Raw genomic sequence first — 18,572 nt, 5'->3', positions numbered from 1 at the left:
GCCGCATACACCACATGAGGGGGAATTCCGAGAACCTGACACCGAACATGCTTTCAAAGCATGTCCGGCGCACTGTCAGTCGAGGTCAGACACCGGAAACCAGCGTATCTGTACACACATTTTGGCCATTAACCCAGAACATCCCGGCATGCAGAACGCCCCGGATCTCGCGAGAGATCCGGGGCGTTCCGTGTGTCTAAGTCTTTAGACTGCTGTCACGTTCGTCGCCTGGGGGCCCTTGGCGCCCTGCTCCAGGTCGAACTCGACCCGCTGTGCTTCCTCCAGGTTGCGGAATCCTCCGCCGGAGATAGCCGAGTAGTGGACGAAGACGTCTTCACTACCGCTGTCGGGAGCGATGAAGCCGAAGCCCTTTTCGCCATTGAACCACTTGACGGTTCCTTGTGCCATGCTGTGTTACTGCTTTCTTCAGATTGCAGGGGGCAAAATCTGCCCACCCGCTTCATAGAGCATCTCACAGATCTGCGAACTTCGCAGTGCCGTGGCTCACCGCGCCCGTATCGAGTACAGATGCCCAGCGGTCAGGTGATCGATACCCGCTGCAGGTCCTGGCCGATCACCACCTCGCCGCCGTAGCCATTCGAGGCCCAGTTCTTCCAGCGCTCTCGGTCGATCGGCGTCTGCGAGACGCGGTGGGTTACCGCACCGCGGAGACGTGCGCGCACGTCGACCTCGCCGACGGCACCGTGGAGCGCGCCGAGGTGGTGATCGCGGGACCGTCCCCGCCGAGACCCCGCGCGCCGCGGGCGTCGATCTGTCGGAAGTGGACGTCTACGTAGGGCCTCGGGGCCACTTCGTGCACTACGGCCTGCGTGGCGGAGCGATGCTCAACCAGGTGTACGTCTTCGAGTCGCCGAAGGCCCTCGCCGGCGAAGAGGACTGGGGCACCCCCGATGAGCTGGACGCGGCCTTCGAGCACACCGTCGACTTCGTCCGCGACGAAGTGGCCCACATGTGGCGCGACAAGTGGTGGCGCATGTTCGACCGGGAACCGCTCGACGACTGGGTGCACGGCCGTATCGCACTGCGCCCGGCACCGGCGCGCCGACGGCGGCGTCGACTGGGACGCCGCGCTCGCCGGGTACAACGCGGTCCGTCTGGAGCACTGCCGCCGGGCACTGACCACGTCCCGGGCCTGGGGTGAGCTCTGGCACCTGGACGGCGAGTCACGCGCCACGGCCCTGGATCCCGAGGACGAGCCCGCGATGTTCACTCCGGTTCCGCTGTCGACCGCGGACGCCCTCATCCCGCGCGAGGGTTCCGGCGCGCCGTCATGACCGGCAGACGACGGACGGCCGATGGTCGATGACCATCGGCCGTCCGTCGGTCGTCACCGGGGTGGGCGCGTACCTCAGCCGCGCGCCTGCTCCAGTGCCGTGTTGAGCGTCTCGCTCGGGCACATCACCTTCTCCAGCTTCGCGGAGTCGGCGAGGTAGTAGCCGCCGAGATCGACCGAGTGGCCCTGGACCGCGGCGATCTCGTCGACGATGCGCTGCTCGTCGGCGGCCAGCTTCTCGGCCAGCGGAGCGAAGTGCGCGGCCAGTTCCGCGTCCTGCGTCTGCGCCGCCAGCTCCTGTGCCCAGTACATCGCCAGGTAGAACTGGCTGCCGCGGTTGTCGAGCTCGCCGGTCTTGCGCGACGGCGACTTCCGGTTGTCGAGCAGCTTGCTGGTCGCCGCGTCGAGCGTGGTGGCGAGGACCGCGGCCTTCTCGTTGTCGTACTTGCGGCCCATGTCCTCCAGGCTTGCGGCCAGCGCCAGGAACTCGCCCAGCGAATCCCAGCGGAGGTGATTCTCCTCGACCAACTGCTTGACGTGCTTGGGCGCGGAGCCGCCCGCACCGGTCTCGTAGAGTCCGCCGCCGGCCATCAGCGGCACGATCGAGAGCATCTTGGCGCTGGTGCCCAGCTCCAGGATCGGGAACAGGTCGGTCAGGTAGTCGCGCAGGATGTTGCCGGTCACCGAGATGGTGTCGAGACCGCGCCAGGCGCGCTCGAGGGTGTAGCGCATGGCGCGCACCTGGGACATGATCTGGATGTCCAGGCCCTCGGTGTCGTGGTCCTTCAGGTACTTCTTGACCAGCGTGATCAGGTTGTTCTCGTGCGGACGGTACGGGTCGAGCCAGAACACCGCGGGCATCCCCGAGGCGCGCGAACGCGTGACGGCCAGCTTGACCCAGTCCTGGATCGGCGCGTCCTTGACGATGCACATGCGCCAGATGTCGCCGGCCTCGACGTTCTGCGACAGAAGCACCTCGCCGGTGCCCGCGTCGACGATGTTGGCGACGCCGTCCTGCGGGATCTCGAAGGTCTTGTCGTGCGAGCCGTACTCCTCGGCCTTCTGCGCCATCAGTCCGACGTTCGGCACCGTGCCCATGGTGGTGGGGTCGAACGCGCCGTTGGTCTTGCAGAAGTTGATGATCTCCTGGTAGATCCGCGCGAAGGTCGACTCCGGCATCACCGCCTTGGTGTCCTTCTTGCGGCCGTCGGCGCCGTACATCTTGCCGCCGATGCGGATCATGGCAGGCATCGACGCGTCGACGATCACATCGCTGGGCGAGTGGAAGTTCGAGATGCCGCGCGCCGAGTCGACCATCGCCAACTCCGGGCGATGCTCGTGGCAGCGGTGCAGATCCTCGATGATCTCCTCGCGCTTGGACGCGGGCAGTGTGTCGATCTTCTCGTAGAGGTCCACGAGGCCGTTGTTGACGTTGACGCCGAGTTCGTCGAAGAGAGCGCCGTGCTTGGCGAAGGCGTCCTTGTAGAACACCTTGACGCAGTGGCCGAAGACGATCGGGTGCGAGACCTTCATCATGGTGGCCTTGACGTGGAGCGAGAACATGACGCCGGTCTCCTTGGCGTCGTTGAGCTGCTCCTCGTAGAACTCGAGCAGCGCCTTCTTGCTCATGAACATGCTGTCGATGACGTCGCCCTCGTCCAGCGGCACCGTCTTCATCACGTGCGTCTCGCCGTCGGCGGTCACCACCTCCATGCGCGCCTCGCACGCGTGGTCCATGATCATCGACTTCTCGCCCGCGTAGAAGTCGCCGTGCGTCATGTGCGCCACGTGCGACTGCGAGGCCATCGACCACTTACCCATGCTGTGCGGGTTCTTGCGCGCGTACTCCTTGACGGCCTTCGGCGCGCGCCGGTCGGAGTTACCTTCGCGGAGAACGGGATTGACCGCACTGCCCAGACATGCCGAGTAGCGGTTGCGGATCTCCTCCTCCTCCGGGGTCTTCGGATCCTGGGGGTAGTCCGGGACCGCGTAACCCTTGGCCTGCAGCTCGTGGATGGCCGCGTTCAGCTGCGGAACCGATGCGCTGATGTTGGGGAGCTTGATGATGTTGGTGTCGGGCTTCTGCGTCAGCCGACCGAGCTCGGCGAGATTATCGGGCACCTTCTGCTCGTCGGTCAGATAGTCCGGGAACGCGGCGAGGATGCGCGCTGCTACCGAGATGTCACTGGTCTGGACGTCGATGCCGGCGGGTTCTGCGAACGTGCGGATGATCGGCAGGAACGCGGAGGTCGCGAGTCGCGGTGCCTCGTCGGTGAGGGTGTAGATGATCGTCTGGTCCGTGGAGGCCATAGGTGGAAACCTCTTATCTGATCGTCGTTCTTGTGGAACTCTCTGATATTTAGTCGCATCCATTGTCCCGCTGCCGGTGATTCAAAACGACTCGACTCGCGAATGCGAGACGTTGCACACACTTCTGATTCCGCTGACCTGCGTCGCTAGCTGTAGTAAGCGGCACAAACCCTCGCCCACACGGCGCCGGCGTCAGTCCGGCCATACCCCCGACGTCCCCCGGCGATGAGAGCCCAGCAGATGGGTGTCGACGATTCCGACCGCCTCCATCAGCGCGTACATCGTGGTCGGTCCGACGAAGGAGAAGCCTTCGCGTCTCAGCGCTTTCGCCAGCGCCTTCGACTCGGGCGACTGGGTGGGCACGTCCGCGTGCGTGCGCGGACGCGGCGTCTCGTCGGGCCGGAAGCTCCAGATGAACTCGGCCAGACCGCCCTTCTCGCGCAGCGACAGGGTGGCCCCGGCGTTGGTGATCGCGGCGAGGATCTTCGCTCGGTTGCGCACGATCCCGGCGTCGTTCATCAGTCGGGCGACGTCGGCCTCGCCGTAGCGGGCCACGCGTTCCGGATCGAAGCCGTCGAAGGCCCGGCGGAACGCGGGGCGTTTGCGCAGAATCGTCGCCCACGACAGCCCCGACTGGAAGGCCTCGAGACTGAGTCGTTCGTAGAGGCCCTGCTCATCACGCACGGGCACACCCCACTCGGTGTCGTAGTACTCGCGAAGGAGCGGATCGGTGCTCGCCCACACCGGGCGCGCGAGGCCGTCGTCGCCGACCACCAGGCCGGAGCCGGTGACGTCCTCGGGTTCTGCAGTCATGGTGTCCTTCCTGAAATCCTCACTCGCCCGTCACCGGCTTCGGCTCGCCATCACTCCGACAGCCCGGTGACCCGCATGGTGATGTTGATCCGGCCCGCCGCGAGACCGCAGTCGTCCGGCGCGGTGCCCGGATGGATGCGCTGCACGCCGTGATACGCCAGCCGCAACGGTCCGCCGAAGACGAACAGGTCCCCCGACTCCAGGTCGAAGTCCCGGTACGGTCGACTCCGGTTCTCGGTGTTGCCGAACCGGAAACGCGCCGTATCGCCGATCGACAGCGAGACCACCGGCTCGCGCGACACCTCGTCCCGGTCCTGATGCATCCCCATCCTCGCGCCGGCGTCGTAGTAGTTCACAAGCGCCGTGTCGGGCGTGTACCGCTCGGCGCTCGGATCGCCGGCCGCCGTCAGCGCCTGGCGCCCCAGCCGCACCATCCAGTCCGGGAAGCCGAGCACCCGGCGCCCGTTGACGTCGACGGCGTCGCGCGAGTACCGGTACGGACGCCAATGCCAGCCGAGGCAGACGGTCCGCACGCTCATCCGATGCTCCCCGATGCGCGCCGAATGCGGCGGCACCGGTCCGGCCGCCCACCGGCGGTACTGCGCGACCAACCACCGCTGCTGGTGCGGCGTGAGCCACCCGCGGACCAGCGCCGCGCCGTCCGGGAGCTCGGGCGGCGGCCGCCCCGGATCGTCGTCGCCGAAGAGCGAGTTCGGGCTCCCGTTCACGCGACACGCTCCAGCGTCAGCAGTGCCGTCTTCGCTTCGACGCCCCCCAGATAGCCGCCGAGGCTCCCGTCGGCGCGCAGCACCCGATGGCATGGGACGACGACGGGCAACGGGTTGGTGGCGCATGCGGTGCCGACCGCGCGCACGGCCCCCGGGTTACCCACCGACTCGGCGACCTCCCGGTACGACTGCGTGTGCCCGTACCCGATGTGCGGCAGATACCGCTGCACCGTCTGCCGGAAGCCGGACGACAGCCGGAAGTCCAGCGCCACGTCGAATTGCCGGCGCCGGCCGCGGAAGTACTCGTCCAACTGTGCTGCGACGACGTCGAGCCGACGCGGCGCGCGAAGTATCCGGGAACTCACCTTCGCGGCCAGAACGTCCAGCACCGCGTCGAAGTCCTCGCTCTCGAACGCGATGCGGACCAATCCGGCCTCGGTGGCGGCCAGGAGCAGCGGCCCGATCGGGGTCTCGACCGTCCGATACGCCACGTCCAGCAGCGCGTTCTCGTCAGCGGCTGTCGTGAGCCGGGCGTGCAGCCGGCCGAGGTCGTCCGGTGCGACCGGGAACAGGTCCGTCATCGCGGGCCTCCCTTCTCCGAGCAGGTGCCGGTGGTGCCGTAGGTCTTGCGCAGGGATCTGATGCCGTCGGCGGCGGCGCGCCGGACCGCCGCGGGCGTTCCGCCGATGATCTCGGCCGTCTCGACGTGACTGAGCCGAGCGAGGTAGTGGTAGCCGACCGCCAGACGCTGCCGGGGCGGGAGGTCGGCGACCGCGTCCCACACGTCCGCGTCCCCGGTTCCCGGCAGCCCGTATTGCGACTCCCGTTCGGGCACCTCGTCGATCGGCACCGCGTTCCGCGCACGCGCCCGGATGACGTCGATCGCCTTCCGTTGCGCCACCCGGACCAGCCAGGCTTCGACGTCGGTGCCCTCCTCCAGATCCGGCCACGCTCGCAGCGCCGCCAGAAAGGTCTCCGACCACGCGTCGTCCGCATCCGGGCCGGCACCGAGCACACCGCGGCACACGCGCAGCACAACGGCTCCGTGCTGCGCGACGATCCGGTCGAAGGGCTCCCTCATCGTGGATCGTCAGAACAGGCGGGCATCGGACACCTCCGGCGGTTCTTCGATCTCCAGCAGCCGACGTTTGCGATCCAGCCCGCCGGCGTACCCGGTGAGCGAGCCGTCCGCGCCGATCACGCGGTGGCACGGAATGATCACGCTGATCGGGTTGCGGCCCACGCACTGACCGACGCGCTGTGCCAGGCGCGGGTTGCCGAGCCTGCGCGCGAGCTCACCGTACGTCGTCGTCTCCCCGTACGGGATCTCTCTCAGCATCGCCCACACCCGTTCGGAGAAATCGTCTCCGGAGGTCGCGATCTCGACGTCGAACTCACGCCGGTCGCCGGCGACGTACTCGTCGAGTTCCCGGGCCGCCTGGACGAACACCGGGTCGTCGGCGGCGGTCGGCTCCCCGTACTCCGTTTCGGGCGGCAGATGCCAGTGGTGGGGGAAGTAGACGGCTGTCAGTGCCGAGCCGTCGGCGACCATGGTCAACCGGCCCAGTTCGGTGTCCACCACCGCGTGTCGTCTCGTCATCGCACTCACCTCGCTTTCCATTCATAGAGCAGACGTTCTGGCGACGCCGAGTGTGAGGTCCCAGTGGCGTCGATCATGTGTGTCGTACCGGTAAGGTGTCGAGCGCCATGTACACCACCGACGACGCCCGCGACTTCGAACTCGATCCGCGCCCGGCACGAGTGGTCGCCTTCGGGTCGCAACTGGTCTTCGGCTCCGTCGGTCTCAACGCGGCCATGCCCGTCTACGAAGAGGCCGGTGTCCGTTGTGCGGCCGTTCCCACACTCGTCCTGAGCAATCTCCCCCATTACCCGTCGGTGCAGACCGTCGAGGTCACGCCGGAATGGATCGACGCCGCCCTGCGCGACCTCGGCGCCACGGGCGCCCTGCGCGCGGTGGAGGCGATAGCCGTCGGCTATCTGGCGTCGCCGGGACAGGCGCACGCCATCGCCGCGTGGTACCGCTCACTCGACGAGCGCGAGCGTCCGCCGCTGATCCTCGATCCGACCTTCGGCGACTCGGACGTCGGCTTCTACACCGACCCCGCCGTCGCCCCGGCACTCCGCGACGCGCTGGTGCCGCTGGCGGCGGTACTCACGCCGAACCGATTCGAACTCGAGCACCTCGTCGGCCCCGAACACCCCGCCGGCGAAGCCTCGGATGAGGCCGACTCCGGCATCACCGGCCTGGCACGCAGACTCCTCCTCCCCGCCGGCCGCGCGCCCTCCGATCACTGCACCGTGATCGTGACGGGCGTGCACACCGACGCGGGCGTGATCGACAACCTCATCGTGACCGCCGACGAGCAGCGGACCGTGTCGGGCCCGGAGATCGCGACCTGGGCGAAGGGACTCGGCGACACCTTCACCGCCGCACTGGTGACCCGCCTCCTCACCGGCGACGACGTTCACGCCGCGGTCGCCGCCGCGGCGGCTCGCGTCCGGTACGCGATCGAACACCGGTGACCGAGCACCCGCTCGGCGAAAGCACCCAGACGGCGACCGCGTCGCACTAGGGTCGACACCGTGAGCCGCTCGAACAGTTCTCCGGCCGACGATCGCGTCACTGCGCGGGTCCTCGTCTACTCCGACGACTCCGGCACCCGCCGCCAGGTCCTCAGCGCACTCGGCGAACGCCTCCACCCCGACCTTCCCGATCTGGAGTACATCGAGGTGGCCACCGCGCCGATGGTGCTCGCTCACCTCGACGAGGGGACGGTCGATCTCGCGGTGCTCGACGGCGAGTCCGCGCCCACCGGCGGGCTCGGTCTGGCCAAGCAGATCCGCGACGAATACGACCCGTGCCCCCCGCTGCTCGTGCTCATCGCTCGCCGGGCCGACCGCTGGCTCGCCGACTGGTCGCGGGCCGACGCCACCGCCGATCTCCCGGTGGATCCGCTGGAGCTGCCGCGGACCGTCGTCGCGCTGTTGCGGTAGCCCTCGCCGACTCGCGACTTCACCGAGAAGTCCCACAGCACACGCAATTACGTGAGTAGGGTGTGGGTTGAGTCACAGATCATCTGGCACGTGATGGCCGTCTCGACCAGCACTGCGGAAGTGGAGGCTACGCCGGCATGAACGCTTACGGACCGATCCTCGTACTGGGTGCCATCGCGCTGGCGTTCGCACTCGTCTCCGTGGTCATCGCCTCCGTGATCGGCCCTCGCCGCCGCAACCGCGCCAAACTCGAGGCCTACGAATGCGGTATCGAACCGCTGCCCCCGACCGCCGGCGTCGTCCAGCGATTCCCGGTGAAGTACTACCTCACCGCGATGCTGTTCATCATCTTCGACATCGAGATCGTCTTCCTCTACCCCTGGGCGGTGGCCTCCGAGAGTCTCGGGTGGTTCGGGCTCATCGCCGTCGCCCTCTTCCTCGTCAACGTCTCAGTCGCCTACGCCTACGAATGGCGTCGCGGAGGACTCCGCTGGGACTGAGAGCACTGCGAACGAGCACGACCGAAGGAGGCGGGCAATGGGACTCGAAGAGCAACTCCCCGGCGGGTTCCTGCTGAGCACAGTCGAGAAGCTGGCGGGCTACATGCGCAAGGGGTCCCTGTGGCCCGCGACCTTCGGGCTGGCCTGCTGCGCGATCGAGATGATGGCCACCACAGCCGGCCGTTACGACCTCGCTCGCTTCGGCATGGAGGCCTTCCGAGCCTCTCCCCGGCAGGCCGATCTGATGATCGTGGCCGGACGCGTCAGCCAGAAGATGGCACCGGTTCTCCGCCAGATCTACGACCAGATGGCCGAGCCGAAGTGGGTCCTCGCGATGGGCGTCTGCGCGTCCTCCGGCGGGATGTTCAACAACTACGCGATCGTCCAGGGCGTCGACCACGTGGTGCCGGTCGACATCTACCTCCCCGGCTGCCCGCCGCGGCCGGAGATGCTGCTCAACGCGATCCTGATGCTCCACGAGCAGATTCAGCAGATGCCGCTCGGCGTCCACCGGGAGGAGGCGATCCGCGCCGCCGAGGCCGCCGCACTCTCCGCCCCGGCGACCATCGAGATGAAGGGACTGCTGCGATGAACGGCGAGGTGTCGCGGCCGCGGCCCGAGCACGAGGTGATCGGAGCACGACACGGCCTGTTCGGCGTCACCGGGACCGGCGACACATCGGGATACGGTCGCCTCGTCGCACCGATCACGCTGCCGGGCAACACGACCCGCCCCTTCGGCGGCTACTTCGACGAGATCCTCGACGAGTTGGAGACCGCGCTGGACCGCCGCGGCGTCCCGTTCGACGACGCCGTGGAGAAGACCGTCGTCGACCGCGGCGAGATGACGATCTTCGTGACCCGGGAGCACCTGCTGCCGGTCGCGGCCGCGCTGCGCGACGAGCCCGCCCTCCGCTTCGAACTGTGCCTCGGTGTCAGCGGGGTGCACTACCCCGACGAGGCCGGACGCGAACTCCACGCCGTGTACCCGCTGCGGTCGATCACCCACAACCGCCGTGTCCGGCTGGAGGTCGCGATACCCGACGCCGACCCGCACGTGGTCTCCCTGCTGCCGGTGTATCCGACCAACGACTGGCACGAGCGGGAGACGTACGACTTCTTCGGCATCGTCTTCGACGGACACCCGTCGCTGACCCGCATCGAGATGCCGGACGACTGGGAGGGCCACCCGCAACGCAAGGACTATCCGCTCGGCGGCATCCCGGTCGAGTACAAGGGTGCGACGATCGCGCCGCCCGATCAGCGGAGGCGGTACAACTGATGACCGGAGAATCCACGTTCACCGTCTCCGGCCGCGACTGGCAGGAGGTCGTCAGCGCGGTCCGCGAACGCGCGGCCGCCGCCCCCGACGACGAGCGGATCGTCGTCAACATGGGCCCGCAGCACCCGTCGACGCACGGGGTTCTTCGCCTGATCCTGGAGATCGACGGCGAGACCGTCACCGAGGCGCGGTGCGGAGTGGGTTACCTGCACACGGGAATCGAGAAGAACCTCGAGTACCGGACCTGGACGCAGGGGGTCACGTTCGTGACCCGGATGGACTATCTCTCGCCGTTCTTCAACGAGACCGCCTACTGCCTGGCGGTGGAGAAGCTGCTCGGCATCACCGACGACATCCCCGCGCGCGCGAGCGTGATCCGGGTGCTGCTCATGGAGCTCAATCGCATCGCCTCGCATCTGGTGGCTCTCGCGACCGGCGGCATGGAATTGGGCGCCGTGACGCCGATGTTCCTCGGCTTCGGCGCCCGCGAGACGATCCTCGACCTCTTCGAGGACATCACCGGACTGCGGATGAACCACGCGTTCATCCGTCCCGGCGGAGTGTCGCAGGACCTGCCCGACGGCGCCGAGGCGAAGATCGCCGCCGTCCTCGACGCGCTCGGCGCCCAGATCGGCGAGGTGGAGTCACTGCTCACCGACAACTACATCTGGAAGGCCCGGACCCAGGGCGTCGGCTACCTCGACCTCACCGGCGCCATGGCGCTCGGCGTCACCGGCCCGGTCCTCCGCGCCGCCGGACTACCGTACGACCTGCGTAGATCGGATCCGTACTGTGGCTACGAGAACTACGAGTTCGACGTCGTCACCGATACCGGCTGCGACGCCTACGGCCGCTACCTCATCCGCGTGGAGGAGATGAAGCAGTCCGTCCGGATCGCCCGGCAGTGCCTGGACGTCCTAGAGCCGGGACCGGTGATGGTGGCCGACCGCAAGCTGGCCTGGCCCGCCGACCTCGCCGTCGGCCCCGACGGTCTGGGCAACTCTCCCGAGCACATCGCCGAGATCATGGGGATGTCGATGGAAGCGCTGATCCATCACTTCAAGCTCGTGACCGAGGGGATGCGCGTGCCGTCCGGTCAGTGCTACGTCGCGATCGAGTCGCCACGCGGCGAGCTCGGTGTCCACATGGTCTCCGACGGCGGCACCCGGCCCTACCGCGTCCACTTCCGCGATCCGTCGTTCACCAATCTGCAGGCCGTGGCCGCGATGTGCGAGGGCGGCCTGGTGGCCGACGTGATCACCGCGGTCGCCAGCATCGATCCGGTGATGGGAGGCGTCGACCGATGAATGAACCCGTCCGCCTGGAGTTGTCGGCCGGTCCGCCGGTCTACTCGACCGGAGTCCCGCATCCGCCGGTGGAGTTCGCCGGTCCCGAGCACTATTCGGCCGAGGACACCGCGGCACTGGCCGACGACGCGGCCACGATCATCGGCCGCTACCCGCAGTCGCGCTCGGCGCTGCTTCCGCTGCTGCATCTGGTCCAGAGTCACGACGGCTACCTCACCCGAGCCGGGATCGCCTTCTGCGCGGAGCAGCTCGACCTGACCGCGGCGCAGGTGGCGTCGGTGGCGACCTTCTACTCGATGTACCGCCGCGCACCCACCGGCGACTACCTGGTCGGGATCTGCACCAACACGCTGTGCGCGGTGATGGGCGGCGATGCGATCGCCTCCCGGATCACCGATGAGCTCGGCGTCCGCCCCGGCGAGACCACCGCCGACGGGCGGGTCACCGTCGAGCACGTCGAGTGCAATGCGGCCTGCGACCACGCGCCGGTGGTGATGGTCAACTGGGAGTTCTTCGACGACCAGACTCCCGAATCGGTGCAACAGCTCCTCGACGATCTGCGCGCCGGCGTGCCGCGATCGCCGACGCGCGGATCGGACACACTGTGCACGTTCCGCCAGACGGCACGCCTGCTGGCCGGCGTGGAGGAGGCGCCGAAATGATCGCCGTGAGCCTGCCCTCGTCCACCCCGGAACCGGCCCGCGTTCCGATACTCAGCAGACACTGGGACGAGCCGGAGTCGTGGACGCTGCGCAGCTACATGGGCCAGAACGGGTATCAGGGGCTCAAGGCCGCGCTGCGACTGTCGCCCGACGAGGTGATCGAGCAGGTCAAGGCGTCCGGGCTCCGGGGCCGCGGCGGCGCGGGCTTCCCGGTCGGCACCAAATGGTCGTTCATCCCGCAGGGCCCGGCACCCGGCGGCGACGGGACACCGCACTACCTCGTGGTCAACGCCGACGAGTCGGAGCCGGGCACCTGCAAGGACATGCCGCTGCTCCTGGCCTCGCCGCACACGCTGGTGGAGGGGGTGATCATCGCGGCCTACGCGATCCGTGCCCACCATGCCTTCATCTACGTGCGCGGCGAGGTGGCCGGCGTGGTCCGCCGCCTGCGCACCGCCGTCGAGGAGGCCTACGACGCCGGGCTGCTGGGCCGCGACGTCCTCGGGTCGGGCTTCGCGCTCGACCTGGTGGTGCACGCCGGCGCGGGCGCCTACATCTGCGGTGAGGAGACCGCGCTCCTCGACTCACTGGAGGGCCGTCGCGGACAGCCGCGACTGCGGCCGCCGTTCCCCGCCGTCGCCGGGCTGTACGCCAGTCCGACCGTCGTGAACAACGTGGAATCGATCGCCAGCGTGCCGTCGATCATGCGCAACGGACCGGACTGGTTCCGCGAGTTCGGAACCGAGAAGTCGCCGGGCTTCACCATGTACTCCCTCTCCGGCCACGTCGCCCGGCCGGGCCAGTACGAGGCACCGCTCGGGATCACCCTGCGCGAGCTGCTGGCGCGGGCCGGCGGCGTGCGCGCCGGTCACGAGCTGAAGTTCTGGACGCCCGGCGGGTCGTCGACTCCGATGTTCACCGCCGAGCACCTCGACATCCCGCTCGATTACGAAGGAGTGGGGGCCGCGGGCTCCATGCTCGGAACCAAGGCGCTGCAGATCTTCGACGAGACGGTGTGCGTGGTCCGCGCCGTCCTGCGGTGGACGGAGTTCTACGCGCACGAATCCTGCGGGAAGTGCACCCCCTGCCGCGAGGGCACCTACTGGCTGGTGCAGCTGATGCGTCGCCTGGAGGCCGGCGACGCCACCGAAGCCGACCTCACCACGCTCACCGACGTCACCGACAGTGTGGTCGGCAAGTCGTTCTGCGCTCTGGGCGACGCCGCCGGTGCCCCGATCATGAGCTCGCTGACCCACTTCCGCGACGAGTACCTGGCGCACTTCCCGCACGACGGGCATCCGGGCGGCTGCCCGTTCGACCCCGAGAAGTCGACGGTCTTCGCGTCCGTGTCGCCCGAGTCCGAGGGAGGCGCGCGATGACCGCCGCGGCGACCGACCTGATCACCCTGACGATCGACGACGTCGAGGTCTCGGTCCCGAAGGGCACCCTCGTGATCCGCGCCGCGGAACTGATCGGCGTGGCGATTCCGCGCTTCTGCGACCACCCGTTGCTGGCGCCCGCCGGTGCCTGCCGGCAATGCCTCGTCGACGTGGAGGGCCAGCGCAAGCCGATGGCCTCGTGCACCATCGTCGCCACCGAGGGGATGGTGGTCCGCACCCAGCTCACCTCGGCCGACGCCCGCCGCGCCCAGGAGGGCGTGATGGAGCTGCTGCTCATCAACCACCCGCTCGACTGCCCCACGTGCGACAAGGGCGGCGAGTGTCCCCTGCAGAACCAGGCGATGTCGGCCGGACGGCCGCAGTCGCGCTACGGCGGCGTCAAACGGACGTTCACCAAACCGGTTCCGTTGTCGAGCGAGGTGTTGCTCGACCGCGAACGGTGCGTACTGTGCGCCCGGTGCACCCGCTTCTCCAACGAGATCGCGGGCGATCCGCTGATCGAGCTCGCCGAACGCGGCGCGTTGCAGCAGGTCAGCGCGTACGCCGACGAACCCTTCGAATCGTACTTCTCCGGCAACACCGTGCAGATCTGTCCGGTGGGAGCGTTGACGGGCACCGCGTATCGGTTCCGCTCGCGGCCCTTCGACCTGATCTCCTCGCCCAGCGTGTGCGAGCACTGCGCGGCCGGCTGCGCCCAGCGCACCGACCACCGGCGCGGCGAGGTGCTGCGACGGCTGGCCGGCGACGACCCCGAGGTGAACGAGGAGTGGAACTGCGACAAGGGCCGCTGGGCGTTCACCTACACCTCCCGGCCCGATCGCATCACCACACCGCTGGTGCGCGGCGACGACGGTGAGCTGCACCCGGCTCCGTGGTCGTACGCGCTCGCCGCCGCGGCGCGCGGACTGAGTGCCGCGGGCAGTCGGACCGGAGTGCTCGTCGGCGGCCGCGCCACCGTGGAGGACGCCTACGCCTACGGCAAGTTCGCCCGCGTGGCGCTCGGCACCAACGACGTCGACTTCCGGATCCGCACCCACTCGGCGGAGGAGGACGACTTCCTCTCGGCACATGTGGCGGGCAGCGGGATCGGACTGACCTACGCCGAGCTCGAGCAGGCGTCGACGGTGGTCCTCGCCGGACTCGAACCGGAAGAGGAATGCCCGATCCTCTTCCTCCGCCTGCGCAAAGCGGTCCGGCGTCACGGTCAGGCGGTGCACACCGTCGCACCGTGGGCCAGCCCCGGTGCCGCCAAGCTCGGCGGCTCCGTCCTGCAGTGCGTGCCGGGGCGAGAGGCCGCGGTGCTGCGCGGCCCCCGCGTGCACGAACTGCTCTCCGCACCCGGCGCGGCGCTCCTGATCGGGGAGCGCCTCGCCGGGTGTCCCGGTGCGCTGACCGCCGCAGCCGAGGTGGCCGCCGCCACCGGCGCCCGACTGGCCTGGGTGCCGAGAAGGGCGGGCGAACGCGGCGCCCTCGACGTCGGTGCGGCGCCCAACCTGCTTCCGGCCGGCCGGCCGCTCTCCTCCGAACGGGCCCGGCGCGACGTCGCAGCGATCTGGGGTGTTCAACCGCAGGCAGCACCCGGCCGCGACACCGCGCACATCTTGAGTGCGCTCACCTCCGGAGACCTGTCGGCCGCGCTCGTCGGCGGCGTGGAACTCGGTGATCTGCCGAGTCCGTCGGCGGGCGATGCGGCACTCGCGGCCGCCGGTTTCGTGGTCAGTCTGGAACTTCGCCGCAGCTCGGTCACCGCACACGCCGACGTGGTGCTCCCGGTGGCCGCCGTGGCCGAGAAACCGGGCACGTTCGTCGACTGGGAGGGGCGCCCGCGGCCCTTCGACGTGGCGCTGCCGCCGGCGCAGTCGAACGGAGGCGCCCTGCCGCTCTCGGATCACCGCGTGCTCCACGCGCTCGGGCGGGAGATGGGTTTCGACCTGCGGTGCGACGACCCGGGCGCCATTCACCGCGAGTTCGCAGAGATCGGCGGCTGGACCGGCGAACGGCATCGGCCGGCGCCCGGACCGGCCGCCGAGTGCGGGGAGCCGCCGGCGCCGGAGGCGGGCCAGGCCGTGCTCGCCTCGTGGCGGATGCTCCTGGACTTCGGCCGCATGCAGGACGGAGAGCCGCATCTGGCGGGCACGGCACGGCCGGCCACCGTGCGGCTCTCGGCCGCCACCGCCGCGGAGATCGGCGCCGCCGACGGCGAGCGCGTCGTCGTCTCGACCGATCACGGGGCGATCGCCCTTCCCCTGACGGTCACGGATCTGCCCGACCGCGTGGTGTGGCTGCCGATGAACTCCCCCGGTTCGCGGGTCTGCCCGATGCTCGAGGCGGAGCCGGGCGCGATCGTCACGATCGGGAGGGACGATCATGCCTGACCTGTCGAGCTTCGGAAACGACGCCTGGTGGCTGATGCTGGGCAAGTCGGTCCTCATCTTCGTCTTCCTGGTCCTGACCGTTCTCGTCGCCATCCTCGCCGAACGCAAGATCATGGCGCGGATGCAGTATCGGATCGGCCCCAACCGGGTCGGCTGGCACGGGGCGCTGCAATCCCTGGCCGACGGTGTGAAGCTGGCACTCAAGGAAGGCCTCACGCCGTTCGGCGTGGACAAGGTGCTCTACCTCCTGGCGCCGATCATCTCGGTGGTCCCGGCCATCATGGCGTTCGCCGTGATCCCGATGGGACCCGAGGTGTCGGTGTTCGGTCATCACACACCGCTGCAGCTCACCGACCTGCCGGTCGGGGTCCTTTACGTGCTGGCGATGGCGTCGATCGGCGTGTACGGGATCGTCCTCGCCGGCTGGTCGTCGGGATCGACCTATCCGCTGCTGGGGGGACTCCGTTCCACCGCGCAGGTGATCTCCTACGAGATCGCGATGGGCCTGTCGTTCGCGGCGGTCTTCCTGCTCTCGCGCACGATGTCGACTTCGGAGATCGTCGCGGGCCAGGTCCACCACTGGTACGTGCTGCTGGTGCTGCCGTCGTTCGTGATCTACGCGATCTCGATGGTCGGTGAGACCAATCGCGCACCGTTCGACCTCCCCGAAGCGGAGGGCGAGCTCGTCGGCGGATTCCACACCGAGTACTCGTCGCTGAAGTTCGCGATGTTCATGCTCGCCGAGTACATCAACATGGCCACCGTGTCGGCGCTCGCGACAACGCTCTTCCTGGGCGGCTGGCAGGCGCCGTGGCCCCTGTCGATCTGGGGCGGCGCCAACTCGGGATGGTGGCCGCTGCTCTGGTTCGTGGGCAAGATGTGGGCCTTCCTGTTCGTCTTCTTCTGGCTCCGCACCACGCTTCCCCGACTGCGCTACGACCAGTTCATGGGTCTGGGATGGAAGGTCCTGATCCCGTTCGCCCTGGCCTGGGTGATGGTGGTCGCCGTGATCCGGGAGGCCACCCGTGACTCGTCCGAGTGGACGGCGGGGGTGATCCTGGCGGCCGCCGGTCTGGTCGTCGCGGCGGCGCTGCTGTTCACGATCGCGCGGGTGGTCGGCCGGCGTCCCGGGCCCGCACCCGACCGTCCGGATCCCGACGCCCCGTTCGATCCGATGGCGGGCGGGTTCCCCGTCCCGCCGCTGCCGGGCCAGGTGCTGCCCGATCCCATGCTTCCGCGCTCGACGTCCAAGGAGGCCCCTCATGTCTGATTCCAGACTCCCCGACGCTCTCGCCGGCTTCGGCGTCACCTTCTCCGGCATGTTCCGCAAGACGATCACCGAGCAGTATCCGGAGCAGAAGGAACCGACCGCCCGGCGCTACCACGGCAGACACCAGCTCAACCGGTACGCCGACGGACTGGAGAAGTGCATCGGCTGTGAACTCTGCGCGTGGGCGTGTCCCGCCGACGCGATCTACGTCGAGGGCGCCGACAACACCGACGACGAGCGTTACTCTCCCGGTGAGCGCTACGGGCGCGTGTACCAGATCAACTACCTGCGCTGCATCGGATGCGGACTGTGCATCGAGGCCTGCCCCACCCGCGCGCTGACCATGACCAACGAGTACGAGATGGCCGCGCCGACGCGCGTCGGAATGATCTACGAGAAGGACCAGCTGCTGGCTCCGATGGAACCGGGGATGAGGCCCACGCCGCACCCGATGGCCGAGGGAACCCGCGCGGAGAACTACTATCGCGGCGACGTGGGGCCCGACGCATGACGTCGATGCTGGCCGAGGAACTCGTCCGTACCTCCGGCACCGAGGCCGTCACCTTCTGGGTGCTCGGCGCGGTGGTGGTGATCGGGGCGCTCGGGGTGGTGCTGAGTCCCAAAGCCGTCTATTCGGCCGTCTTCCTCGCGATGACCATGATCGTGCTGGCGGTCTTCTACGTGATGCAGGGCGCTCTCTTCCTCGGTGTGGTGCAGGTGGTGGTCTACACCGGCGCGGTGATGATGCTGTTCCTGTTCGTGCTGATGCTGATCGGAATCGACTCCTCGGAGTCGCTGGTGGAGACCATCCGGGGCCAGCGACTCGCGGCCGCGGGGCTCGGCCTGGGTTTCGCCGTTCTGCTGATCGCCGCGATCGGCACCGCCTCGCTGGCGACCTTCGCCGGCGCCCCCGATCACAGCCACTCCGCCGCGCCCGGCGGCGGCAACGAGAACATCCGCGCGCTCGCCGAACTGATCTTCGGCCGCTATCTGTGGGCCTTCGAGCTCACCGGCGCACTCCTGATCACCGCCACCCTCGGAGCGATGGTCCTGGCGCACCGCGAGCGCTTCGGTCCGCGCCGCGGGCAGCGCGAGCGGTCGGTGGAGCGCTTCAAGAACGGCGGTCACGTCACACCGCTTCCCCCGCCCGGCGTGTACGCGCGGCACAACGCCGTCGACGTTCCGGCGCGCGAGCCGGACGGATCGCCGTCGAAGCTGTCGGTGAACGCGACGATCACCGCGCGGGAGATCGACGCCGCGCGGGAGGCGGAGTCCGATCCGGCGCTGGAGGACCGATGACGTTGGAGGAACGCCGATGAACCCGGCCAACTACCTGTATGTCTCGGCGCTGCTGTTCGCGATCGGCGCCTCGGGCGTCCTGCTTCGACGCAACGCGATCGTGGTGTTCATGTGCATCGAGTTGATGCTCAATGCGGGCAACCTCTCGTTCGTCACCTTCGCCCGCATGCACGGCAGCCTCGACGGTCAGGTGATCGCCTTCTTCACGATGGTCGTCGCCGCCGCCGAGGTGGTGGTGGGACTGGCGATCATCATGATGATCTTCCGCACCCGCAGGTCGGCCTCGGTCGACGACGCCGACCTGTTGAGGCGGTGAAC

The 18,572-nt window shown here is 68.7% G+C and carries 20 protein-coding genes and 1 pseudogene; 13 read left to right on the top strand and 8 right to left on the bottom strand.

Going from position 1 to position 18,572, the window contains the following annotated elements:
* Nucleotides 1–204 precede the first annotated feature (204 nt).
* Nucleotides 205–408, bottom strand: coding sequence for a cold-shock protein (locus tag ABFX36_RS15140; protein WP_006896590.1), 204 nt, complete (start codon nt 406–408; stop codon nt 205–207).
* A 131-nt stretch (nt 409–539) separates the two neighbouring features.
* Complete coding sequence (locus ABFX36_RS15135; protein ID WP_156150521.1) at nt 540–683, bottom strand: hypothetical protein; 144 nt, start codon at nt 681–683, stop codon at nt 540–542.
* A gap of 98 nt (nt 684–781) precedes the next feature.
* On the opposite strand from ABFX36_RS15135, the gene ABFX36_RS15130 reads away from it, so the two are divergent.
* Nucleotides 782–1,162 carry an FAD-dependent monooxygenase gene (locus ABFX36_RS15130; protein WP_006896589.1) on the top strand — a complete coding sequence of 127 codons (381 nt, stop codon included), beginning with the start codon at nt 782–784 and terminating at the stop codon, nt 1,160–1,162.
* Between the two features lie 207 nt (nt 1,163–1,369).
* Here ABFX36_RS15130 and ABFX36_RS15125 read toward each other — a convergent pair whose 3' ends face one another.
* From ABFX36_RS15125 to ABFX36_RS15100, 6 genes are all read right to left on the bottom strand, one after another.
* A complete protein-coding gene (locus ABFX36_RS15125; RefSeq protein ID WP_006896588.1) occupies nt 1,370–3,604 on the bottom strand; it encodes an NADP-dependent isocitrate dehydrogenase in 2,235 nt (744 codons plus the stop codon).
* 192 nt (nt 3,605–3,796) lie between these two features.
* Nucleotides 3,797–4,417 (bottom strand): DNA-3-methyladenine glycosylase I, encoded by a 621-nt coding sequence (locus ABFX36_RS15120; RefSeq protein WP_006896587.1) that lies wholly within the window; start codon nt 4,415–4,417, stop codon nt 3,797–3,799.
* Between the two features lie 50 nt (nt 4,418–4,467).
* Nucleotides 4,468–5,145, bottom strand: coding sequence for an alpha-ketoglutarate-dependent dioxygenase AlkB family protein (locus ABFX36_RS15115; protein ID WP_372452528.1), 678 nt, complete (start codon nt 5,143–5,145; stop codon nt 4,468–4,470).
* Nucleotides 5,142–5,726, bottom strand: coding sequence for a methylated-DNA--[protein]-cysteine S-methyltransferase (locus ABFX36_RS15110; RefSeq protein ID WP_006896585.1), 585 nt, complete (start codon nt 5,724–5,726; stop codon nt 5,142–5,144). The genes ABFX36_RS15115 and ABFX36_RS15110 overlap by 4 nt, the downstream gene beginning before the upstream one ends.
* Nucleotides 5,723–6,226: an RNA polymerase sigma factor gene (locus tag ABFX36_RS15105; protein WP_006896584.1), complete on the bottom strand. Its 504-nt coding sequence runs from the start codon at nt 6,224–6,226 to the stop codon at nt 5,723–5,725. Before ABFX36_RS15105 ends, ABFX36_RS15110 begins: the two co-directional genes overlap by 4 nt.
* 9 nt (nt 6,227–6,235) lie before the next feature.
* Nucleotides 6,236–6,745, bottom strand: a complete 510-nt coding sequence (locus tag ABFX36_RS15100) for a methylated-DNA--[protein]-cysteine S-methyltransferase (RefSeq protein ID WP_039867493.1) — start codon at nt 6,743–6,745, stop codon at nt 6,236–6,238.
* A gap of 107 nt (nt 6,746–6,852) precedes the next feature.
* Between ABFX36_RS15100 and ABFX36_RS15095 the strand changes: the two genes are divergently transcribed.
* From ABFX36_RS15095 to nuoK, 12 genes and pseudogenes are all read left to right on the top strand, one after another.
* Nucleotides 6,853–7,689, top strand: a complete 837-nt coding sequence (locus tag ABFX36_RS15095; RefSeq protein WP_052692458.1) for a bifunctional hydroxymethylpyrimidine kinase/phosphomethylpyrimidine kinase — start codon at nt 6,853–6,855, stop codon at nt 7,687–7,689.
* 60 nt (nt 7,690–7,749) lie between these two features.
* Nucleotides 7,750–8,160, top strand: a complete 411-nt coding sequence (locus ABFX36_RS15090) for a DNA-binding transcriptional response regulator (protein ID WP_006896581.1) — start codon at nt 7,750–7,752, stop codon at nt 8,158–8,160.
* A gap of 137 nt (nt 8,161–8,297) precedes the next feature.
* On the top strand, nt 8,298–8,660 hold the full coding sequence (locus tag ABFX36_RS15085; RefSeq protein WP_006896580.1) for an NADH-quinone oxidoreductase subunit A: 363 nt from the start codon (nt 8,298–8,300) through the stop codon (nt 8,658–8,660).
* A gap of 37 nt (nt 8,661–8,697) precedes the next feature.
* Nucleotides 8,698–9,252, top strand: a complete 555-nt coding sequence (locus ABFX36_RS15080; RefSeq protein ID WP_006896579.1) for a NuoB/complex I 20 kDa subunit family protein — start codon at nt 8,698–8,700, stop codon at nt 9,250–9,252.
* Entirely contained in the window at nt 9,249–9,941 is a 693-nt protein-coding gene (locus ABFX36_RS15075; RefSeq protein WP_045539934.1) for an NADH-quinone oxidoreductase subunit C, read from the top strand. The genes ABFX36_RS15080 and ABFX36_RS15075 overlap by 4 nt, the downstream gene beginning before the upstream one ends.
* A complete protein-coding gene (gene nuoD / locus ABFX36_RS15070) occupies nt 9,941–11,248 on the top strand; it encodes an NADH dehydrogenase (quinone) subunit D (protein ID WP_346077048.1) in 1,308 nt (435 codons plus the stop codon). Before ABFX36_RS15075 ends, nuoD begins: the two co-directional genes overlap by 1 nt.
* Nucleotides 11,245–13,289 (top strand): annotated as a pseudogene (nuoF, locus tag ABFX36_RS15065) (NADH-quinone oxidoreductase subunit NuoF). Before nuoD ends, nuoF begins: the two are co-directional and overlap by 4 nt.
* The gene (locus tag ABFX36_RS15060; RefSeq protein WP_346077046.1) at nt 13,286–15,685 is read left to right on the top strand and encodes an NADH-quinone oxidoreductase subunit G; all 2,400 of its coding nucleotides are present in this window, start codon (nt 13,286–13,288) and stop codon (nt 15,683–15,685) included. The pseudogene nuoF and the gene ABFX36_RS15060 overlap by 4 nt, the downstream one beginning before the upstream one ends.
* On the top strand, nt 15,678–16,955 hold the full coding sequence (gene nuoH / locus ABFX36_RS15055) for an NADH-quinone oxidoreductase subunit NuoH (protein WP_346077044.1): 1,278 nt from the start codon (nt 15,678–15,680) through the stop codon (nt 16,953–16,955). The genes ABFX36_RS15060 and nuoH overlap by 8 nt, the downstream gene beginning before the upstream one ends.
* Complete coding sequence (gene nuoI / locus ABFX36_RS15050) at nt 16,948–17,466, top strand: NADH-quinone oxidoreductase subunit NuoI (protein ID WP_346077042.1); 519 nt, start codon at nt 16,948–16,950, stop codon at nt 17,464–17,466. Before nuoH ends, nuoI begins: the two co-directional genes overlap by 8 nt.
* The gene (locus tag ABFX36_RS15045) at nt 17,463–18,254 is read left to right on the top strand and encodes an NADH-quinone oxidoreductase subunit J (protein WP_346077040.1); all 792 of its coding nucleotides are present in this window, start codon (nt 17,463–17,465) and stop codon (nt 18,252–18,254) included. The genes nuoI and ABFX36_RS15045 overlap by 4 nt, the downstream gene beginning before the upstream one ends.
* Nucleotides 18,255–18,270: 16 nt before the next feature.
* Nucleotides 18,271–18,570 (top strand): NADH-quinone oxidoreductase subunit NuoK, encoded by a 300-nt coding sequence (gene nuoK / locus ABFX36_RS15040; RefSeq protein WP_346077038.1) that lies wholly within the window; start codon nt 18,271–18,273, stop codon nt 18,568–18,570.
* Nucleotides 18,571–18,572 lie beyond the last annotated feature (2 nt).

Origin of the sequence: Gordonia cholesterolivorans, assembly GCF_039531975.1 — a bacterium.
Lineage (GTDB): Bacteria > Actinomycetota > Actinomycetes > Mycobacteriales > Mycobacteriaceae > Gordonia > Gordonia sihwensis.
This window is presented reverse-complemented; position numbering and strand designations above follow the sequence as displayed.

What these genes read in the sequence shown, in the direction of transcription:
- ABFX36_RS15140 (WP_006896590.1), bottom strand. Translation starts at nt 408, where the DNA reads ATGGCACAAGGAACCGTCAAGTGGTTCAATGGCGAAAAGGGCTTCGGC.
- ABFX36_RS15125 (WP_006896588.1), bottom strand. Translation starts at nt 3,604, where the DNA reads ATGGCCTCCACGGACCAGACGATCATCTACACCCTCACCGACGAGGCA.
- ABFX36_RS15120 (WP_006896587.1), bottom strand. Translation starts at nt 4,417, where the DNA reads ATGACTGCAGAACCCGAGGACGTCACCGGCTCCGGCCTGGTGGTCGGC.
- ABFX36_RS15110 (WP_006896585.1), bottom strand. Translation starts at nt 5,726, where the DNA reads ATGACGGACCTGTTCCCGGTCGCACCGGACGACCTCGGCCGGCTGCAC.
- ABFX36_RS15105 (WP_006896584.1), bottom strand. Translation starts at nt 6,226, where the DNA reads ATGAGGGAGCCCTTCGACCGGATCGTCGCGCAGCACGGAGCCGTTGTG.
- ABFX36_RS15100 (WP_039867493.1), bottom strand. Translation starts at nt 6,745, where the DNA reads ATGACGAGACGACACGCGGTGGTGGACACCGAACTGGGCCGGTTGACC.
- ABFX36_RS15095 (WP_052692458.1), top strand. Translation starts at nt 6,853, where the DNA reads ATGTACACCACCGACGACGCCCGCGACTTCGAACTCGATCCGCGCCCG.
- ABFX36_RS15085 (WP_006896580.1), top strand. Translation starts at nt 8,298, where the DNA reads ATGAACGCTTACGGACCGATCCTCGTACTGGGTGCCATCGCGCTGGCG.
- ABFX36_RS15080 (WP_006896579.1), top strand. Translation starts at nt 8,698, where the DNA reads ATGGGACTCGAAGAGCAACTCCCCGGCGGGTTCCTGCTGAGCACAGTC.
- ABFX36_RS15075 (WP_045539934.1), top strand. Translation starts at nt 9,249, where the DNA reads ATGAACGGCGAGGTGTCGCGGCCGCGGCCCGAGCACGAGGTGATCGGA.
- nuoD (WP_346077048.1), top strand. Translation starts at nt 9,941, where the DNA reads ATGACCGGAGAATCCACGTTCACCGTCTCCGGCCGCGACTGGCAGGAG.
- ABFX36_RS15060 (WP_346077046.1), top strand. Translation starts at nt 13,286, where the DNA reads ATGACCGCCGCGGCGACCGACCTGATCACCCTGACGATCGACGACGTC.
- nuoH (WP_346077044.1), top strand. Translation starts at nt 15,678, where the DNA reads ATGCCTGACCTGTCGAGCTTCGGAAACGACGCCTGGTGGCTGATGCTG.
- nuoI (WP_346077042.1), top strand. Translation starts at nt 16,948, where the DNA reads ATGTCTGATTCCAGACTCCCCGACGCTCTCGCCGGCTTCGGCGTCACC.
- ABFX36_RS15045 (WP_346077040.1), top strand. Translation starts at nt 17,463, where the DNA reads ATGACGTCGATGCTGGCCGAGGAACTCGTCCGTACCTCCGGCACCGAG.
- nuoK (WP_346077038.1), top strand. Translation starts at nt 18,271, where the DNA reads ATGAACCCGGCCAACTACCTGTATGTCTCGGCGCTGCTGTTCGCGATC.